This is a genomic window from Planomonospora corallina (assembly GCF_042650625.1).
GTDB classification, from domain to species: domain Bacteria; phylum Actinomycetota; class Actinomycetes; order Streptosporangiales; family Streptosporangiaceae; genus Planomonospora_B; species Planomonospora_B corallina.
This window is the reverse complement of record NZ_JBHSBM010000009.1, coordinates 24,071-38,067: the sequence shown is the minus strand read 5'-3', so window position 1 is coordinate 38,067 and position 13,997 is coordinate 24,071. Positions and strand designations below refer to the sequence as shown.

Here is a 13,997-nt window from a genome sequence, read left to right as displayed (position 1 = left end):
GCAGACGGTAATAGGGCTGTAACTGCAAGTTCCACCGATTCCCGGAGGACACGGCAACCGTATTCAGAATGTTAACAACCGCTGCAAAAAATGCCGCATACCGCACATTCATAAATCTTGGTTAATGGACATTTGCCGGAATTAGCGGTCAGGGCCGGCCTTCCACGCCGGGCAGCGGCCGCCGGCCCCGGTCCTGGACGAACGGGGAGGTCGTCGGCTTGACCGTGTGCACCGGGACGATGCCGCCCAGGGCCAGCTCCTCGTAGGGACGGCTGCTCGACCCCCACGTCCGCGCGACCACCTCGGTCCTGGCCACCTTGGCGCCGTCCGGGACGCTCTCGACGTCGAGCAGGAACCTGCGCCCGCCGCTCTCCCGGACGTCGTCCACGAACGCCGTCCCCCCGCCGAGCAGCCTGCCGGCGGAGTCGCGCAGCAGCGCGGTGACGGCCAGCGTCCCGGCCGGGAGCCGGTACGGCGTGCCGACGTACCCGGTGACCAGGTAGTCGCCGTCCCGCTGCCGCGCGGTCCTCACCCCGGAGACGGGGAACGGCTTGAAGGCCGAGACGATCCGGCCCGCCCTGCGCCACTCGGCCGGCCGGTAGTCGACGGTCACCTTGGCCGGCTTCTTCACCGAGAGCGCCTGGCCGGTGAAGGAGAGCGAGCCCGCCGGCGGCACCGCGTCCAGCGGCTGCTCCATCCGGACGACCTCCTTGCCTCTGGCGTCCAGCCCCACCACGGTGACCACCACGTGCTCGCCGAAGTGCCACGGGTTGGGATTGGCGAGCACCCCGGCCCAGTTCACCACGTAGCCGTCGTGCCGCTCCTCGCTCCTGATGACCGAGGAGACCTCCTCCTTGACCGTGAGCGGCCGGAGCTCGGGCGTGTCGTCCTGCCGGTCCTCGCTCGCGCAGCCGGTCAGGAGGGTCAGGGTGAGGGCGCCGAGGGCGGCGGCGGTGCGGGTGGTGTACGTCACCCAGCCGTCATAGCCTCCGCGTCCCGCACGCCCTCCCGGACACGCGGAGATCAAGCGAACTCTTTAGTCCCCGCTCCCGCAGACCTTGCCGCCACCCGACCCGCCGGCCCCGCGCGGCCGCGGACGCCCGCACCCGCCCGCTGTCGTCCGGACCCTCCCACGACCGTCCCCGCCCGCGGCCGTCCCCGCCCGCGGAGCACGGCGCGGCCGCCGGGTCAGCGCTGCCGGGTCAGCGCTGCCGGGTCAGCGCTGCCGGACGACCCGGGTCTCGTCCCAGACCGGCTCCGGCGCCTCGTACACCCTGCCGTCGGAGCCGAAGACCAGATAGCGGTCGAAGTCCTCGGCGAACCACCGGTCGTGGGTGACCGCGACCACGGTCCCGTCGAAGGCGTCCAGCCCCTCCTGCAGCGCCTCGGCGCTGGCCAGGTCCAGGTTGTCGGTCGGCTCGTCCAGCAGCAGCAGCGTGGTCCCCGACAGCTCCAGCAGCAGGATCTGCAGCCGCGCCTGCTGCCCGCCCGAGAGGGTCTCGAAGCGCTGCTCGGCGATGGTCCCGGCCAGCTCGTAGCGGGCCAGCGCCTTCATCGCCTCGTTCTTCAGCCGCGCGTGCTCGGTCATGACGATCTCGCACGGCGTGCGGCCGATCAGCTCCGGCCGGGCGTGGGTCTGCGCGAAGTGGCCGGGGACGACCCGCGCGCCGAGCCGGGCCACGCCGGTGTGCCGGACGCCCTCCCCCGCGAGCAGCCGCAGGAAGTGCGACTTGCCGGAGCCGTTGGAGCCCAGCACCGCGACCCGCTCGCCGTACCAGATCTCCAGGTCGAACGGCCTCATCAGGCCGGTGAGCTCCAGCTGCTCGCAGATCACCGCCCGCTTGGCGGTCCGGCCGCCGCGCAGCCGCATGCTGATGAGCTGGTCCCTGGCCGCCTGTTCGGGCGGCCCGGCCTCCTCGAACTTGCGCAGCCGGGTCTGCGCCGCGTGGTAGGCGGCGGACATGCCGTCGTTGTACTTGGCCTTGTTCTTGAGCATGTTGACCAGCCGCTTGAGCTTGTCGTGCTCCTCGTCCCAGCGCTTGCGGAGCTCCTCCAGGCGCTCGTTGCGCTCCTTGCGGGCCTGGGCGTAGGTGCGGAAGCCGCCGCCGTGCACCCAGACGTTGCCGGACTCGACGGTGACGATCCGGTCGGCCGCGTTGGCCAGCAGCTCCCGGTCGTGGCTGACCAGCAGCACCGTCTTGGGCGTCTCGCGCAGCGCCTGCTCCAGCCAGATCTTGCCCGGCACGTCCAGGTAGTTGTCCGGCTCGTCCAGCAGCAGCGTCTGGTCCGGCCCGCGCAGCAGCGCCTCCAGCACCAGCCGCTTCTGCTCTCCGCCGGAGAGCGTGTTGACCTCGCGGTACTTGCACCGGTCGTACGGCACGCCGAGCGCGGCCATGGTGCAGGCGTCCCAGAGCACCTCGATGTCGTAGCCGCCGGCGTCGGTGTAGTCGGTGATGGCCTGCGCGTAGCGCATCTGCGCCTTCTCGTCCTCGCGCTCCATCATCACCAGCTCGGCGGTCTCCAGGGCCTCGGCCGCCTGCCGTACGCGCTCGGGGGCGACGCTGAGCAGCAGGTCGTGCACGCTCCGGCCGTCGCGGATGCCGCCGATGAACTGCCGCATGACCCCGAGGCCGCCGGAGGAGGCGACGCTCCCCTCGATCGGCTGCAGGTCTCCGGCGACGAGCCTCATCAGCGTGGTCTTGCCCGCGCCGTTCGGCCCGACGAGCGCCGCCTTGACCCCCTCGCCGACGCGGAAGGACACGTCGTCCAGGAGCGGCCGGCCGTCCGGCAGAACGTATGTCAGATGCGCGACCTCGACGTGCCCCACGGTGAATCCCTCTCTCAAGTCCCCGCGCAGGGTACATGCCGGTTTCACCCGCGGGCATCCGAATTTCCGCCGGTACGGCATGCGCGGGACCGGATGGGATCAGGTCTGTTCCACGCCTCTGAGCAGTTCGGTCTTCACCACTCCCCCGACCGCGCGACAGAGCTCGGCATCCGTCGTGAGCAGCGGAACTCCCCGATCGAATGCCGGTTGGGCGAAGACCGTGTCGTACATGCGCGGTGTGAGCCGTACCGCCTCGAATCAGGGCTGGTCGACGAACCACCGTAGGAAGACACCGGTGTCGACGACGTAGGCGTCAGCCACGGGACTCTTCTCGGAGCCTGTCAAGATCCTCGTCCACACCCGTCGCCCCTTGCATCCGGCCACGGATGCGCTCCAGGGCGGCCAGTGCCTTCTCGCGCCGACGGGACGACGGGACGTTCTCCCGAACGAGCGCGAGCACCGGAGGCACGCGGTCCGCGGGGAGCTGGTCCACCAGCAGATGGAGTTCTTCGCGCATCGCGCTCATAACCGCAGTGTACGGCCATGCCCCGGCCGCACACAGGGCCGTCCTCAGCGTAAGAAGGCCGGGAGGCGAGCTGCTCCCGTGCCCGGACGCGGTACGCGCTGGAAGGCACGGCCCGCGAGCGGGGAATCGTCAGACCCGTCCCGCTCAGGCTCCGCACGGCCGGTCGGGGATGCGTGCCAGGTCCAGCACCGTGTACCGCCTCCCTCCGGGCTCCTGCCAGAACAGGATCGGATCGTCCGGGCCCCACGTCCCCCGTGTGATCTCATAGTCCTGGCCGGTGCCGTCCTCCGTCTCCGGCCGCTCCCGCACCCCGGCCCATGCCGATCCGCCGGTGCACCGGTCGTACAGGATCGCCGACGACTCCGACCCTCCCATGGTGATGTGCACCGGCCCGTCGTCGTACACGTACGGCGGGCCGAACAGGCCGAACCTGTCCCCGATCAGTGCTCCTCCCGACGACGCAGCGACGGTAGTGCGGCCCGAGCCGTCCCTGCGCTCCACCGCGAGCGTCGTCAGTTCGTACGGGCGTGGAGGGAGCGCCCGCACGCACCATTCGGCCCCGCAGGGCATGTCGGCCTGCGGATGAGGTACGGCCGGCGGCCCGCTCCCGGGACGTTCCGGTGTCTTCCGCGGCCGGGCAGCGGTGAGGGAGATCCTGTAGGAGTCGTTTCCGTCGTGCCAGACGGCGTCGTCCCCGTCGATCACCAGCGCGTCGTCGAGGGGGACATCGTCATGGCCGGTCAGCCACATCACCAGTCTCATCGGCCCACCCGAGCGGGGCATGCTCCACAGCTCCACATGCCGCTTGCCCGCGTTCCAGGGCTCTGAGCGGTAGACCCCGACCGTCCACGCGATCCGCGTCCGCCCCACGGCCACGCTCCTGATCTCGTAACACAGGCTGCACCCACCCCATCGCGGTGCCGTGGCCAGGACCCGGTGCCTCTTCGTCCGAAGGTCGTACGTCAGGAACCGGGGGAGTTCGAACGGGGTCACCATGAGCACCTCGTCCCGGCCCAGCATGGCGACCGGCTGCACGTACGGGCCTTTCCCGAGGCGCGTGGGCAGTGTGAACACCACCTTCGGCCACACCTCGCCGACCGCCTCCAGCTCCGGCGGCTCCGGCAGCCCCTCGGGCCTCGGCGGCGGCCGGCGGTCGGCGGCGGTGACCGTGCAGGCGGAGGCCGCACCGGCCGTGCCCGCGAAGACCATCAGAGCCACAAACAACCGGAGAACCCGCGAGCGTCTCATGATCTACATGACGGATGATCGGTTGCCCCGGTTCCTCGGCTCGCTTCCGAATACCAGCAGCCCCAGATACAGAAGCCGTGGTTCGTGGGGGTCATATCTTGTATGTGGGCTGCGCGCCCTCGACGTGCCCCACGATGGTTCCCTCTCTCAAGTCCTCGCGCAGGATGCATACCGGTTTCACCGCGAGCATCCGAATTTCCGCCGGCAGGGCATCGGCATTCATGGAGATCCAAGGCCGTACAGGTGGAACCTCCATGAATGTACTCATGGAGTGACTAAAAGGCAACAGAGAGCGACAAACTTGCTATAGATGCATAGTATTATGCATCTATGAGGGCCACACCTCCCTTGCTGCTACCGCTGCTCCGGTCGAACACCGTCGGTGAGCTGCTCGCCTGGCTGTACCTCCACCCTGAAAGGGAATACTCGACGACCGATCTCGCCCAGCGGACAGGCGCATCCCAGTCCACGGTGAGCCGCGAGGCCGACCGGTTCACCGCGGCCGGGCTGACGAGGGAAAGACGGCACGGCAACCTCCGCCTCATCCGCGCCGACACCGACACGATCATCGCCAAGCCGCTCACCGATCTGCTGGCGGTGACCTTCGGTCCGGCCGCCGTCCTGCCCCCTTTACTGCAGTCGATCCCAGGCATCGACGAGGCTTACATCTACGGCTCCTGGGCCGCCCGGCATGCGAACCAGACAGGGCCGCTTCCCCGTGATGTCGATGTCCTCGTGGTGGGGGCTGCGGACGAGGACGAACTGTACGACGCGGCGCGAACGGCGGAACGCGTCCTCGGCCGCGAGGTGAACATCAACCGGATCTCGCCCGCGTCGTGGACCTCCGACCGGGGCGACCCGTTCGTGACGTCCCTGCGGAGCAAGCCCCTTCACTCCCTGATCCAGAACCGGAGCACACCATGAGATGGGCGCAAGGACGCGACCGCATCGACGCGATGCTGACCGCGGGCCAACTGGAGCGGGTCCCGCCGAGCCGGGAGCACGCCGACACCATGCTCGTCCAGGCCGAGCGGCACATCGCACTCGCCCACAGCGGTGTCGCCACAGATCCCACGGGGTCCTACCAACTCGTCTACGACGCATCCAGAAAGGCCCTCGCCTCAATCCTGGAGAACCAGGGTCTGCGTGCCACCAGCCGAGGCGGGCACATCGCAGTGCTGGAGGCGGTCACGGCCCAGTTGGATCCTCCGCTCGGTCAAGCGCTCCGCCCCTTCGACCGGATGCGCCGCCGCCGCAACAGCGCCGAGTACCCCCGCCCCGACACCCCGGCGATCACTCCCGACGACGTCATGCGCGACATCGCGAAGGCCGAGGAGTTCGTGGCGCTCGCCACCAAGGTGCTGGACCAGATGAGCCCGTACTGAGCTGCCCCCCCGATCAGGATCCCCGGACGAGCAGGTCAGGGACGCGCGACGACGGTGAGGAGGGCGGCGGCGTCCTCCAGCGCCTCCAGGCTGTGGCGGGCCTGCGGCACGATGAGCAGGTCACCGGCGCGCCCCTCCCAGGAGTCGCCGCCGCTGTCCAGCCGGAGCCGGCCGCGCAGCACGAGGAGCGTCGCCTCGCCGGGATTGGCGTGCTCGGCCAGGACGGAGCCGGCGGTCAGGGCGAGAAGGGTCTGGCGGAGAAGCCGTTCGTGCCCGCCGTGGACGGTCTCGGCGCTGCGCCCGGTGGAGGCGGCCCCGGCCCGTTCGAGGTGTTCACGGGCGAGCGCGTCCAGTGAGAGCTTCTGCATGGCCGTCAGTATGTCATCCGGTCCCGCCCCTTCCCGGGTCCCGGAGGAGCAGCAGGGCGGCGGCGATCTCGACGGCCGCGGCGGCCAGCAGGGGGACGGCGGGGTGGAGCCCCAGCAGCAGCGCGCCGACGACGGCGCCGGCGAAGATGGCCACGATGGTGCCGGCCCGCCGCCCTCGCGTCGCCGGCGGCGGGCCCATGAACAGTCCGGCCAGCGCGCGGGTCGCCACCGTCGTGGGCAGCGCCTGGGCCGGGGCCCCCATCCGCAGCACCGTGGTGTTGCGCCAGCCCATCGCCAGCGCGAGCACGGCGATGACGGCGAACCGGTGGGGCGTCTCGCGCGGCGGACCGCCGGACAGCCCGAGGGCGAGCACCGCCGCCACCGTGACGACCGCCGCCTCCCCGCAGACCGCGAACCCCGGCCAGCGCTCTCCCGCCCTCCTGAGCAGGGCGCCGTTCACCCGGTGCCCGGCGAGGGCCCCGGCGGCGAAGGCCGCCAGCGCCACCAGCGGAGCGGCGACCGGCGTGGCGCGGTCGACCAGCCCGAGGCCGAGGAAGAGCAGGTTGCCGGTCATCACCGCGGTGAACACCTGGTCGAGCCCGAGGAAGCTGACGGCGTCCACCACTCCCGTGGTCCCCGTGAGCAGGAGCAGGGCCACCGTCCGGCGTGAGGGCGGCCATGCCGCGATGGAGGACATCCTCCCTGGATAGCCGGGGGGCAGGCCGCCCGCGAAGCGACCCCACCGGGGACGTAGCCCGGTTTCCGGACCCTTTGCCCGCCGTACGGCAGGCCACCGGGCTGAGCGGCCAGGCTGGACGGCCGGGCGGGCTGGACGGCCGGATGGGCTGAGCGGCCGGGCGGGCTGGACGGCCGGATGGACTGAGCGGCCGGATGGACTGAGCGGCCGGATGGAGATCGAAGCACTGGTGAGAGAGCAGCGCTCTTGACGTATGCCGAGAATGAGGAGAGCATCGGTCTTGAAAAAGAGCACCGATCTGAAGGAGCCGGAATGGCGCTGTTCTACTCGGGCCCCTCCCTCGCCGTCCTGCACGCCGAGTACGCCGCGCGGGGCCGCATCGACCCGGGCGCCCAACTGGTCTCCTCCTCCAGCCTCGTCGTCGACGCGCCGCCCGCCCGGGTCTGGGAGGTGATGGCCGACCTCGCCTCGTGGCCCTCCTGGGCCTCGGGCATCGAGATCCTTCAGCTGGGCGAGGTACGGCCGGGCGCGCCGTTCCGCTGGAGGCTCGGCGGGACCACGCTCCGCTCGCGCTTCGCCGTGGTCGAGGCCGGGCACGAGCTCACCTGGAGCGGAGTGTTCCTGTTCTTCAAGGCGGTGGACCGCCACCTGCTCGAACCGGCGGCCGGCGGACGGACGAAGGTCACGGTCGAGGAGTCACTGGCCGGGCCGCTCCTGCCGCTCCTCTACAGCCGGGCCCGGCTCCGCGCCAACCACGAACGCTGGCTGTCCGACCTCGCCGCCGCCTGCGCGGGATGAGACGGCCGGCACGGAGGACGGGCCCACCGCACCCCGGGCGGATCGGCCTTCAGCCGGGCGGCCCGGCCCGCCCACCCTGAGGCAGGCCCGCCCACCCTGAGACAGGCCCGCCCACCCTGAGACAGGTCCGCCCGCCCTGAGGCAGGCCCGCCCACCTTGAAGCTGCCGGCCGCGGATCAGACCGTGAAACGGCCGACCAGGTCGCGCAGCGACCGGCTCATCCCGGCCAGCTCCGCCGCCGCCCGGTGCGCCTGCGCCACCTCCTCGGTGGTGGCCGCGGCCGCCTGGGCGACCCCCGCGATGCCGGCCGCGATCTCGTCACTGGAGGCTGCGGCTTCGGCCACGTTGCGGTTCATCTCGCCCGTGGTGACGGTCTGCTCCTCCACCGCCGCCGCGACCGCCGCCTGGTGGTCGTCGATCCGGCCGGTGATCGCGCTGATCCGGCCGATCGCCTCCGTCACCGCCGCCGTGTCGGCCTGGATGGCCTCGACCCGGCGGGAGATGTCCCCGGTCGCCCTGGCCGTCTCCTGGGCCAGGTCCTTGACCTCCCCCGCGACCACCGCGAAGCCCTTGCCCGCCTCACCGGCCCGCGCCGCCTCGATGGTGGCGTTGAGGGCCAGCAGGTTCGTCTGCTCGGCGATGGACGTGATCGTCTTGACGACGGAGCCGATCTCCGCGCTGGAGGCGCCCAGCCGGGCCACCATCGCGCTCGTCGCCTCCGCCACGGCCACCGCCTCGGCGGCGACCTCGGCCGCCGAGGCCGTACTGCGGGAGATCTCCTCGATCGCCGCGCCCATCTCCTCACCGCCCGCCGCCACGACCTCCACGTTGCGGGAGACCTCGGCGGCGGCGGAGGCCACCGCGCCCGACTGGGCGCCGGTCTCCTCCGCGGAGGCGGCGATGCTCTCCGACACCCGTGACAGGCGCTCCGAGGAGACGGCCAGCGCGTCGCTGTGCTCCGTCAGCACCGCCATCGCGGCCCGCACGGACTCGGCGGTGCCGTCCATCGCCCGGCCGAGGCGGCCCAGCTCGTCGCGGCGCGCCATGCCCACCCGCACGGTCAGGTCCCCGCGGGCCAGCCGGCCCAGCGCGGCCACCACGGTGTTCAACGGGCGCACCACCGAGCGCGTCACCCCGACGCTGAGCACGACGGCCAGCAGCAGCGCCACGGCCAGCGTGCTCCACAGCACCCACCGGCCCGTGCTCTCGACCTGCTCGACGTCCTTCTCCAGGGCCGCGACGCGCTCGCTGACGGACTGCTGCAGGGCCTCGCTGGTCGTGACGCCCACATCCCAGGCATCTCCGGCCGCGCCCTCGTTGATGCTGGTCATCGCCTCGGCCCGGGCCGCCCGCGTGTCCTGGCGGAGCAGCTCGACGATCTTGTCGTCCTCGGCGAAGAAGCGCTCCCAGGCGGGCCGCAGCTCGTCGAACCGCTTCCGCTCGGCCGCCGTCATGTACTCGACGTGGGCGTTGTCGAGGGTGGCGAAGAGCGCTTTCTCCGTCTCCAGCAGGCCCGCACGGTTGTAGGAGTCGGGCGCGGTGGCCTCCCGGCCGCCGAAGGCTCCGGCGTCGGCCACCACCAGCCCCTGCCAGCTCGTGGCGTCGGCGACGTGGTAGGCGAACGTCTGGATGTCGTCCTCGAGCAGCTCCAGCTGGTCCATCCGCTCGTTGATCTCCGCCTGGCGGCCCATCCCCCACAGGCCCGCGCTCACCGCGACCGCGATCAGCAGGGACACCAGTGTGAAGGCCAGGCCCAGTCGCCTGCCCACTCTGAGATCGCCGAAGCGGAACATGGGGGTTCTCTCCCTGAAGGTCGGGACACCGATGCGTCCCCACACCATCGGCGAGCGCCCCGAGGACCTGAGGCCCGGGCGGTGGTTCGCGGAGAGATCTTCCGCGAACCACCGCTCCCGGGACCGGCGGCCCGGCGTCAGTGCCCGCCGGTGAGCTCGCCGCTCAGCGTGCCGTGGATCTGCGCGCTGGGCCGGTTCAGGCCCACGATCTCCACGGTCTTGCCGCGAGCGGCGTACTTGGTCTCCACCGCGTCCAGCGCGGCCACCGAGGAGGCGTCCCAGATGTGCGCGTCGGACAGGTCGATGACCACGTGGTCGGGGTCTCCGGCGTAGTCGAACCGGTAGACCAGGTCGTTGCTGGAGGCGAAGAACAGCTCGCCGGTGACGGCGTAGATGACGTGGCCGCCCTCGGGGTCGACGACCGAGGTGACCTCGGCCAGGTGCGCGACCCGCCGGGCGAAGATGACCATGGCGGTGACGGAGCCGACCACCACGCCGATGGCCAGGTTGTCGGTGGCCACCACGACCGCGACGGTCGTCACCATCACGATGGTCTCGCCGTACGGCATGCGCCGGAGCGTCGCCGGGGCGATCGAGTGCCAGTCGAAGGTGGCGAACGAGACCAGGACCATCACCGCGACCAGCGCGGCCATCGGGATCTGCGAGACCCACGGGCCGAACACGATGCACAGGACCATCAGGAAGGCGCCGGCCAGGAAGGTCGACAGACGGGTCCGGGCCCCGCCGGCCTTCACGTTGATCATCGTCTGGCCGATCATGGCGCAGCCGCCCATGCCGCCGAAGAACCCGGTCACGATGTTGGCCACGCCCTGGCCGATGGACTCCCGTGTCTTGTTGGAGTGCGTGTCGGTGATGTCGTCGACGAGCTTGGCCGTCATCAGCGACTCCATCAGCCCGACCAGGGCGAAGGCCAGCGCGTACGGCGCGATGAGCGTGAGCGTGGCCATGGTGAACGGCACGTCCGGCAGGCCGAGCCCCGGCAGCGAGGAGGGCAGCGCGCCCCGGTCGCCCACGGTCGGCACGGCGATCGCGGCGCCGACCGTGATCGCGGTCAGCGCGACGATGGAGACCAGCGGCGCGGGGACCGCCCTGGTGACGCGGGGGAAGAGGACCATCAGGACCAGGCCGCCGGCCACCAGCGGGTACACCGCCCAGGGCACGTCCCGCAGCTCGGGCACCTGCGCCATGAAGATCAGGATGGCGAGGGAGTTGACGAAGCCCACCATGACGCTGCGCGGCACGAACCGCATCAGCCGGGCCACGCCGAGCGCGCCGAGCACGATCTGGATGACACCGCCGAGGATGACGGTGGCCACCAGGTAGCCGAAGCCGTGCTCCCGGGCGAGCGGCGCGACCACCAGGGCGATCGCCCCGGTCGCCGCGGAGATCATCGCGGGCCGGCCGCCGACGAAGGCGATCACCACGGCCATGGTGAAGGAGGCGAAGAGGCCGACGCTCGGGTCGACCCCGGCGATGATGGAGAACGAGATCGCCTCGGGGATCAGCGCGAGCGCGACCACCAGGCCGGAGAGGATCTCCGTACGGGCGACCCGCGGCGAGAGCCAGTCGGGGCGGGAGAGACGCGGGCGGGCGGCGGGCGGCGTCGATGACGTCGGCAAGGATCGACCTCGGGGGTTCCGGGCGCCTTCCGTGGGCCGGAACGCGCGGTCAGGCACACCGGTGGGCCGGGTGGCCGCACCGGAGCCGCCCGCGGACGGGACGCGGGCGAGGGTCGGCGGGAGGGAGACCGGCGACGGGCTCACGCCCGGCCCGCCGGCTCAGGAGATCACGGCGGACAGGAGGCGGCGGACATGACGTGCACGCGCGCGTCCTTCTCCCTCGGATCGTGGTCGGTGCGGACGCGCCGTCGCGTCCCGCCTCGGAAAGTCTCGGGTGATGGCCCGTAGCTGCAACGGGAGAACCCACGGGGATCTTCCCGGCCACCGGTAACTTTACCGTGCCCTCTCCGGCCGGGTCGTCCCGGCCGGGGGCAGTCAGCCGCAAGTCGCTTCCAAGCAACCGTCCCTACGGTCGGCCGCATGTGGTTGCCATTCCTGATCTTGGAGATCGGACCGGTTCTGGTCATGTACTGGGGAGCCGATGCCTGGCGGAAGGTGCAGCGGAACGTGGAGGCGTCGCGGAGAGCGCACGGGTCGGTGCTCGCGTTGCGCCTCTACGGTTCCAAGAAGCGCACCCACGCCCTCCTGGCGTTCACGACCTCGACCGGTGAGAAGGTGGAGACTCTCTCGGCGCACCCCGTGCACAGGAACCAGGAGCCCGGTTCCTCGGTGAAGGTGCGCTACATGCCGGAGCGCCCCGCGGCGGCGTGGATCGAGGGCGAGGCGGAGGCGGAGACCAATTTCGGGCTCTTCTTCTCCGTCGCCGTCTTCATCGTGTGGACGGCCGTCATGGCCTGGTACGCCTTCTTCAGATAGGCAGAGCCGACGACGAGAAGGCCCCCACCGGGGTCCGGTGGGGGCCTTCTCGAAGTGGAGCCGCCTAAGGGAATCGAACCCTTGACCCCTTCATTACGAGTGAAGTGCTCTGGCCGACTGAGCTAAGGCGGCGCGCCACGCGTGTGCCGCATGACTTACGGCAGTCTACATGGTTTCGCGGGTTCTCCGCTCCCCCGGGCCGTGCGATCCGGAGCACCGGGCGCCCTCCCCGGGAGCGGCCGGCGCCCCGCCGGAGGAGCCGGTACGGCCGCCGCAGCCGCTGTCATCCGCCGGAGGGGAGGCGGGTCACGATCAGACCCCATATCCCCCTCCGTCCCTTCTGCACGGGCCGCATCCCCCGGATAATGTCTCCGTGACGCGTTCCCTCCTCCGCGCGCTGACCGTTCTCTCCCTGGTGACGGCGCTCTCCGGCTGTGGTTTCGCGGCCGACCGCCTGATCGCCGAGCTCGACGGCACCGAGACCTTCCGCATGTCCAGTGAGGGGATGGAGCCCACCATCAAGGCGGGTCACGTGGTGACCGCCAAACTGGTCGACGGCGACTACGTCCCCAGGACCGGGGACATCGTCGTCTTCAACGCGTCGGATTGGGGGGTCGACGGAATGGTGCTCATGCGCGTCATCGGCGTCCCCGGGAGCACGGTGCAGTGCTGCGACGGCGAGGGCAGGCAGCTGCTGGACGGCCGGCCCATGGACGAGCCCTACGTCCATCCCGGCGGCCGCCCGTATCCCTTCGACCTGGTGCGGATCCCCGCCGGACGGATCTGGGTCGAAGGCGATCACCGCATGGTCTCCCGCGACTCGCGAGTCCGCCACTGGGAGCTCGGGAACGGCACCGTCGCGGTGTCCAACGTGGTCGCGGTCGTCGAGCTCGACGGTTAGGGAGGTGGACGGGACGGCCTCCACCCGCCCCGGTCAACCGCCTGTCCCGTCAACCGCCTGTCCCGGTCAGCCACTTGTCCCGGTCAGCCGTCCGCCGCGGCCGGGACGACCTCCCGGAGCGTCCCGTCCGGCGCGTGTTCGAGCACGGCGACCGTGTCGGCCGGGGCCGCACCGTGCCTGACCTGGGAGAGGCAGACCACGTCCGTCGCGCCGATCCGCTCCCGGTACGGCACGTGCATGTGGCCGCAGACGTGCACCTGCGGCCGGAGCGTCTCGGTCAGCATGCGGATGCGGTCGCACCCCACGGCCACCTTGCCGTGGTGCCGGTAGGCCAGGCCCGCCGGCCAGTCGTGGGTGATCAGCAGGTCGATCCGCAAACCGCGCGCCTCCTCGAGGAGGCGGTCCACGTGCGGCCTGGTGAAGTACCCGTACTCCTTCAGCCGCTCCGGGGTGATCGCCGGCGGCTCGGCGGGCTCGCTGAAGTGGCGGGAGTAGATGCCGGACAGGAACGCCACCCGGAGCCCGGCGATCTCCGTCACGCCGGAGCGCCCCAGGAAGTGGAAGCCGGGCGCCCACTCGCCGGGCCCGTGCGCGTCGAGCGCCGGCCACGGCTCGTGGTTGCCGCCGATGAAGTACAGCGGCGCGCTCATCGTCTGCAGTCCCGCGGCGAAGCGGGGGAAGTCCCCGACCTTCCGGTACTTGGCCGGTCCGGCCACCCCGAGGCTCTCGGCCTCGTCTCGGTTCGGCTCGGCGTCACCGACGCTGAAGATCACGTCGACGGGACCGGCGTGCCGCCGGATCATCGCGTCGGCCAGGGTGAAGTCGGCGTGGATGTCCCCGATGACGGCGAATCTCATGCCGGGAATCATGACGAGCCGCCGACGCTTCCCACAACAGGATTGATCGCATCCGGCCCGTGGGGAACCGCCCGCGCCACCGGCCGGTGCGCTACCGCGAGGCCGATCGGCGCGCTCCCGCGTGGCGGGCCGCTGTGGTCC

The 13,997-nt window shown here is 71.2% G+C and carries 15 protein-coding genes and 1 tRNA gene; 5 read left to right on the top strand and 11 right to left on the bottom strand.

What is annotated here, in order from left to right:
* Positions 1-148: 148 nt before the first annotated feature.
* The 5 genes from ACFOWE_RS03075 to ACFOWE_RS03055 form a co-directional block, all read right to left on the bottom strand.
* Positions 149-973, bottom strand: coding sequence for a hypothetical protein (locus tag ACFOWE_RS03075; RefSeq protein WP_377285210.1), 825 nt, complete (start codon positions 971-973; stop codon positions 149-151).
* Between the two features lie 243 nt (positions 974-1,216).
* A complete protein-coding gene (locus ACFOWE_RS03070) occupies positions 1,217-2,827 on the bottom strand; it encodes an ABC-F family ATP-binding cassette domain-containing protein (protein ID WP_377285328.1) in 1,611 nt (536 codons plus the stop codon).
* 313 nt (positions 2,828-3,140) lie between these two features.
* Positions 3,141-3,353 carry a hypothetical protein gene (locus ACFOWE_RS03065; RefSeq protein WP_377285209.1) on the bottom strand — a complete coding sequence of 71 codons (213 nt, stop codon included), beginning with the start codon at positions 3,351-3,353 and terminating at the stop codon, positions 3,141-3,143.
* 144 nt (positions 3,354-3,497) lie between these two features.
* Complete coding sequence (locus ACFOWE_RS03060) at positions 3,498-4,571, bottom strand: hypothetical protein (RefSeq protein ID WP_377285208.1); 1,074 nt, start codon at positions 4,569-4,571, stop codon at positions 3,498-3,500.
* A 121-nt stretch (positions 4,572-4,692) separates the two neighbouring features.
* Entirely contained in the window at positions 4,693-4,869 is a 177-nt protein-coding gene (locus ACFOWE_RS03055) for a hypothetical protein (protein WP_377285207.1), read from the bottom strand.
* 62 nt (positions 4,870-4,931) lie between these two features.
* On the opposite strand from ACFOWE_RS03055, the gene ACFOWE_RS03050 reads away from it, so the two are divergent.
* On the top strand, positions 4,932-5,525 hold the full coding sequence (locus ACFOWE_RS03050) for a hypothetical protein (RefSeq protein WP_377285206.1): 594 nt from the start codon (positions 4,932-4,934) through the stop codon (positions 5,523-5,525).
* Positions 5,522-5,986, top strand: a complete 465-nt coding sequence (locus ACFOWE_RS03045; protein WP_377285205.1) for a hypothetical protein — start codon at positions 5,522-5,524, stop codon at positions 5,984-5,986. The genes ACFOWE_RS03050 and ACFOWE_RS03045 overlap by 4 nt, the downstream gene beginning before the upstream one ends.
* A 35-nt stretch (positions 5,987-6,021) precedes the next feature.
* Here the strand turns inward: ACFOWE_RS03045 and ACFOWE_RS03040 are convergent, their stop codons facing one another.
* Positions 6,022-6,354 carry a cupin domain-containing protein gene (locus ACFOWE_RS03040; protein ID WP_377285204.1) on the bottom strand — a complete coding sequence of 111 codons (333 nt, stop codon included), beginning with the start codon at positions 6,352-6,354 and terminating at the stop codon, positions 6,022-6,024.
* A gap of 13 nt (positions 6,355-6,367) precedes the next feature.
* Positions 6,368-7,051 carry a DUF1275 family protein gene (locus ACFOWE_RS03035; RefSeq protein WP_377285203.1) on the bottom strand — a complete coding sequence of 228 codons (684 nt, stop codon included), beginning with the start codon at positions 7,049-7,051 and terminating at the stop codon, positions 6,368-6,370.
* A 312-nt stretch (positions 7,052-7,363) separates the two neighbouring features.
* Between ACFOWE_RS03035 and ACFOWE_RS03030 the strand changes: the two genes are divergently transcribed.
* Positions 7,364-7,849, top strand: coding sequence for an SRPBCC family protein (locus ACFOWE_RS03030; protein WP_377285202.1), 486 nt, complete (start codon positions 7,364-7,366; stop codon positions 7,847-7,849).
* A 176-nt stretch (positions 7,850-8,025) separates the two neighbouring features.
* On the opposite strand, the gene ACFOWE_RS03025 is transcribed toward ACFOWE_RS03030, so the two are convergent.
* Together ACFOWE_RS03025 and ACFOWE_RS03020 are read right to left on the bottom strand one after the other, a co-directional pair.
* Positions 8,026-9,642 carry a methyl-accepting chemotaxis protein gene (locus ACFOWE_RS03025; protein WP_377285201.1) on the bottom strand — a complete coding sequence of 539 codons (1,617 nt, stop codon included), beginning with the start codon at positions 9,640-9,642 and terminating at the stop codon, positions 8,026-8,028.
* 137 nt (positions 9,643-9,779) lie between these two features.
* On the bottom strand, positions 9,780-11,282 hold the full coding sequence (locus ACFOWE_RS03020; protein WP_377285200.1) for a SulP family inorganic anion transporter: 1,503 nt from the start codon (positions 11,280-11,282) through the stop codon (positions 9,780-9,782).
* A 420-nt stretch (positions 11,283-11,702) separates the two neighbouring features.
* Between ACFOWE_RS03020 and ACFOWE_RS03015 the strand changes: the two genes are divergently transcribed.
* Positions 11,703-12,098 carry a DUF3592 domain-containing protein gene (locus tag ACFOWE_RS03015; protein WP_377285199.1) on the top strand — a complete coding sequence of 132 codons (396 nt, stop codon included), beginning with the start codon at positions 11,703-11,705 and terminating at the stop codon, positions 12,096-12,098.
* A gap of 55 nt (positions 12,099-12,153) precedes the next feature.
* Here ACFOWE_RS03015 and ACFOWE_RS03010 read toward each other — a convergent pair.
* Positions 12,154-12,230, bottom strand: a tRNA-Thr gene (locus tag ACFOWE_RS03010).
* Positions 12,231-12,471: 241 nt separating this feature from the next.
* Here ACFOWE_RS03010 and lepB point away from each other — a divergent pair.
* Positions 12,472-12,999 carry a signal peptidase I gene (lepB, locus tag ACFOWE_RS03005; RefSeq protein WP_377285198.1) on the top strand — a complete coding sequence of 176 codons (528 nt, stop codon included), beginning with the start codon at positions 12,472-12,474 and terminating at the stop codon, positions 12,997-12,999.
* A gap of 83 nt (positions 13,000-13,082) precedes the next feature.
* On the opposite strand, the gene ACFOWE_RS03000 is transcribed toward lepB, so the two are convergent.
* Positions 13,083-13,856 (bottom strand): metallophosphoesterase family protein, encoded by a 774-nt coding sequence (locus ACFOWE_RS03000; RefSeq protein WP_377285197.1) that lies wholly within the window; start codon positions 13,854-13,856, stop codon positions 13,083-13,085.
* Positions 13,857-13,997 lie beyond the last annotated feature (141 nt).

What these genes read in the sequence shown, in the direction of transcription:
- ACFOWE_RS03065 (WP_377285209.1), bottom strand. Translation starts at nt 3,353, where the DNA reads ATGAGCGCGATGCGCGAAGAACTCCATCTGCTGGTGGACCAGCTCCCC.
- ACFOWE_RS03055 (WP_377285207.1), bottom strand. Translation starts at nt 4,869, where the DNA reads ATGAGTACATTCATGGAGGTTCCACCTGTACGGCCTTGGATCTCCATG.
- ACFOWE_RS03050 (WP_377285206.1), top strand. Translation starts at nt 4,932, where the DNA reads ATGAGGGCCACACCTCCCTTGCTGCTACCGCTGCTCCGGTCGAACACC.
- ACFOWE_RS03045 (WP_377285205.1), top strand. Translation starts at nt 5,522, where the DNA reads ATGAGATGGGCGCAAGGACGCGACCGCATCGACGCGATGCTGACCGCG.
- ACFOWE_RS03040 (WP_377285204.1), bottom strand. Translation starts at nt 6,354, where the DNA reads ATGCAGAAGCTCTCACTGGACGCGCTCGCCCGTGAACACCTCGAACGG.
- ACFOWE_RS03035 (WP_377285203.1), bottom strand. Translation starts at nt 7,051, where the DNA reads ATGTCCTCCATCGCGGCATGGCCGCCCTCACGCCGGACGGTGGCCCTG.
- ACFOWE_RS03030 (WP_377285202.1), top strand. Translation starts at nt 7,364, where the DNA reads ATGGCGCTGTTCTACTCGGGCCCCTCCCTCGCCGTCCTGCACGCCGAG.
- ACFOWE_RS03025 (WP_377285201.1), bottom strand. Translation starts at nt 9,642, where the DNA reads ATGTTCCGCTTCGGCGATCTCAGAGTGGGCAGGCGACTGGGCCTGGCC.
- ACFOWE_RS03015 (WP_377285199.1), top strand. Translation starts at nt 11,703, where the DNA reads ATGTGGTTGCCATTCCTGATCTTGGAGATCGGACCGGTTCTGGTCATG.
- ACFOWE_RS03000 (WP_377285197.1), bottom strand. Translation starts at nt 13,856, where the DNA reads ATGAGATTCGCCGTCATCGGGGACATCCACGCCGACTTCACCCTGGCC.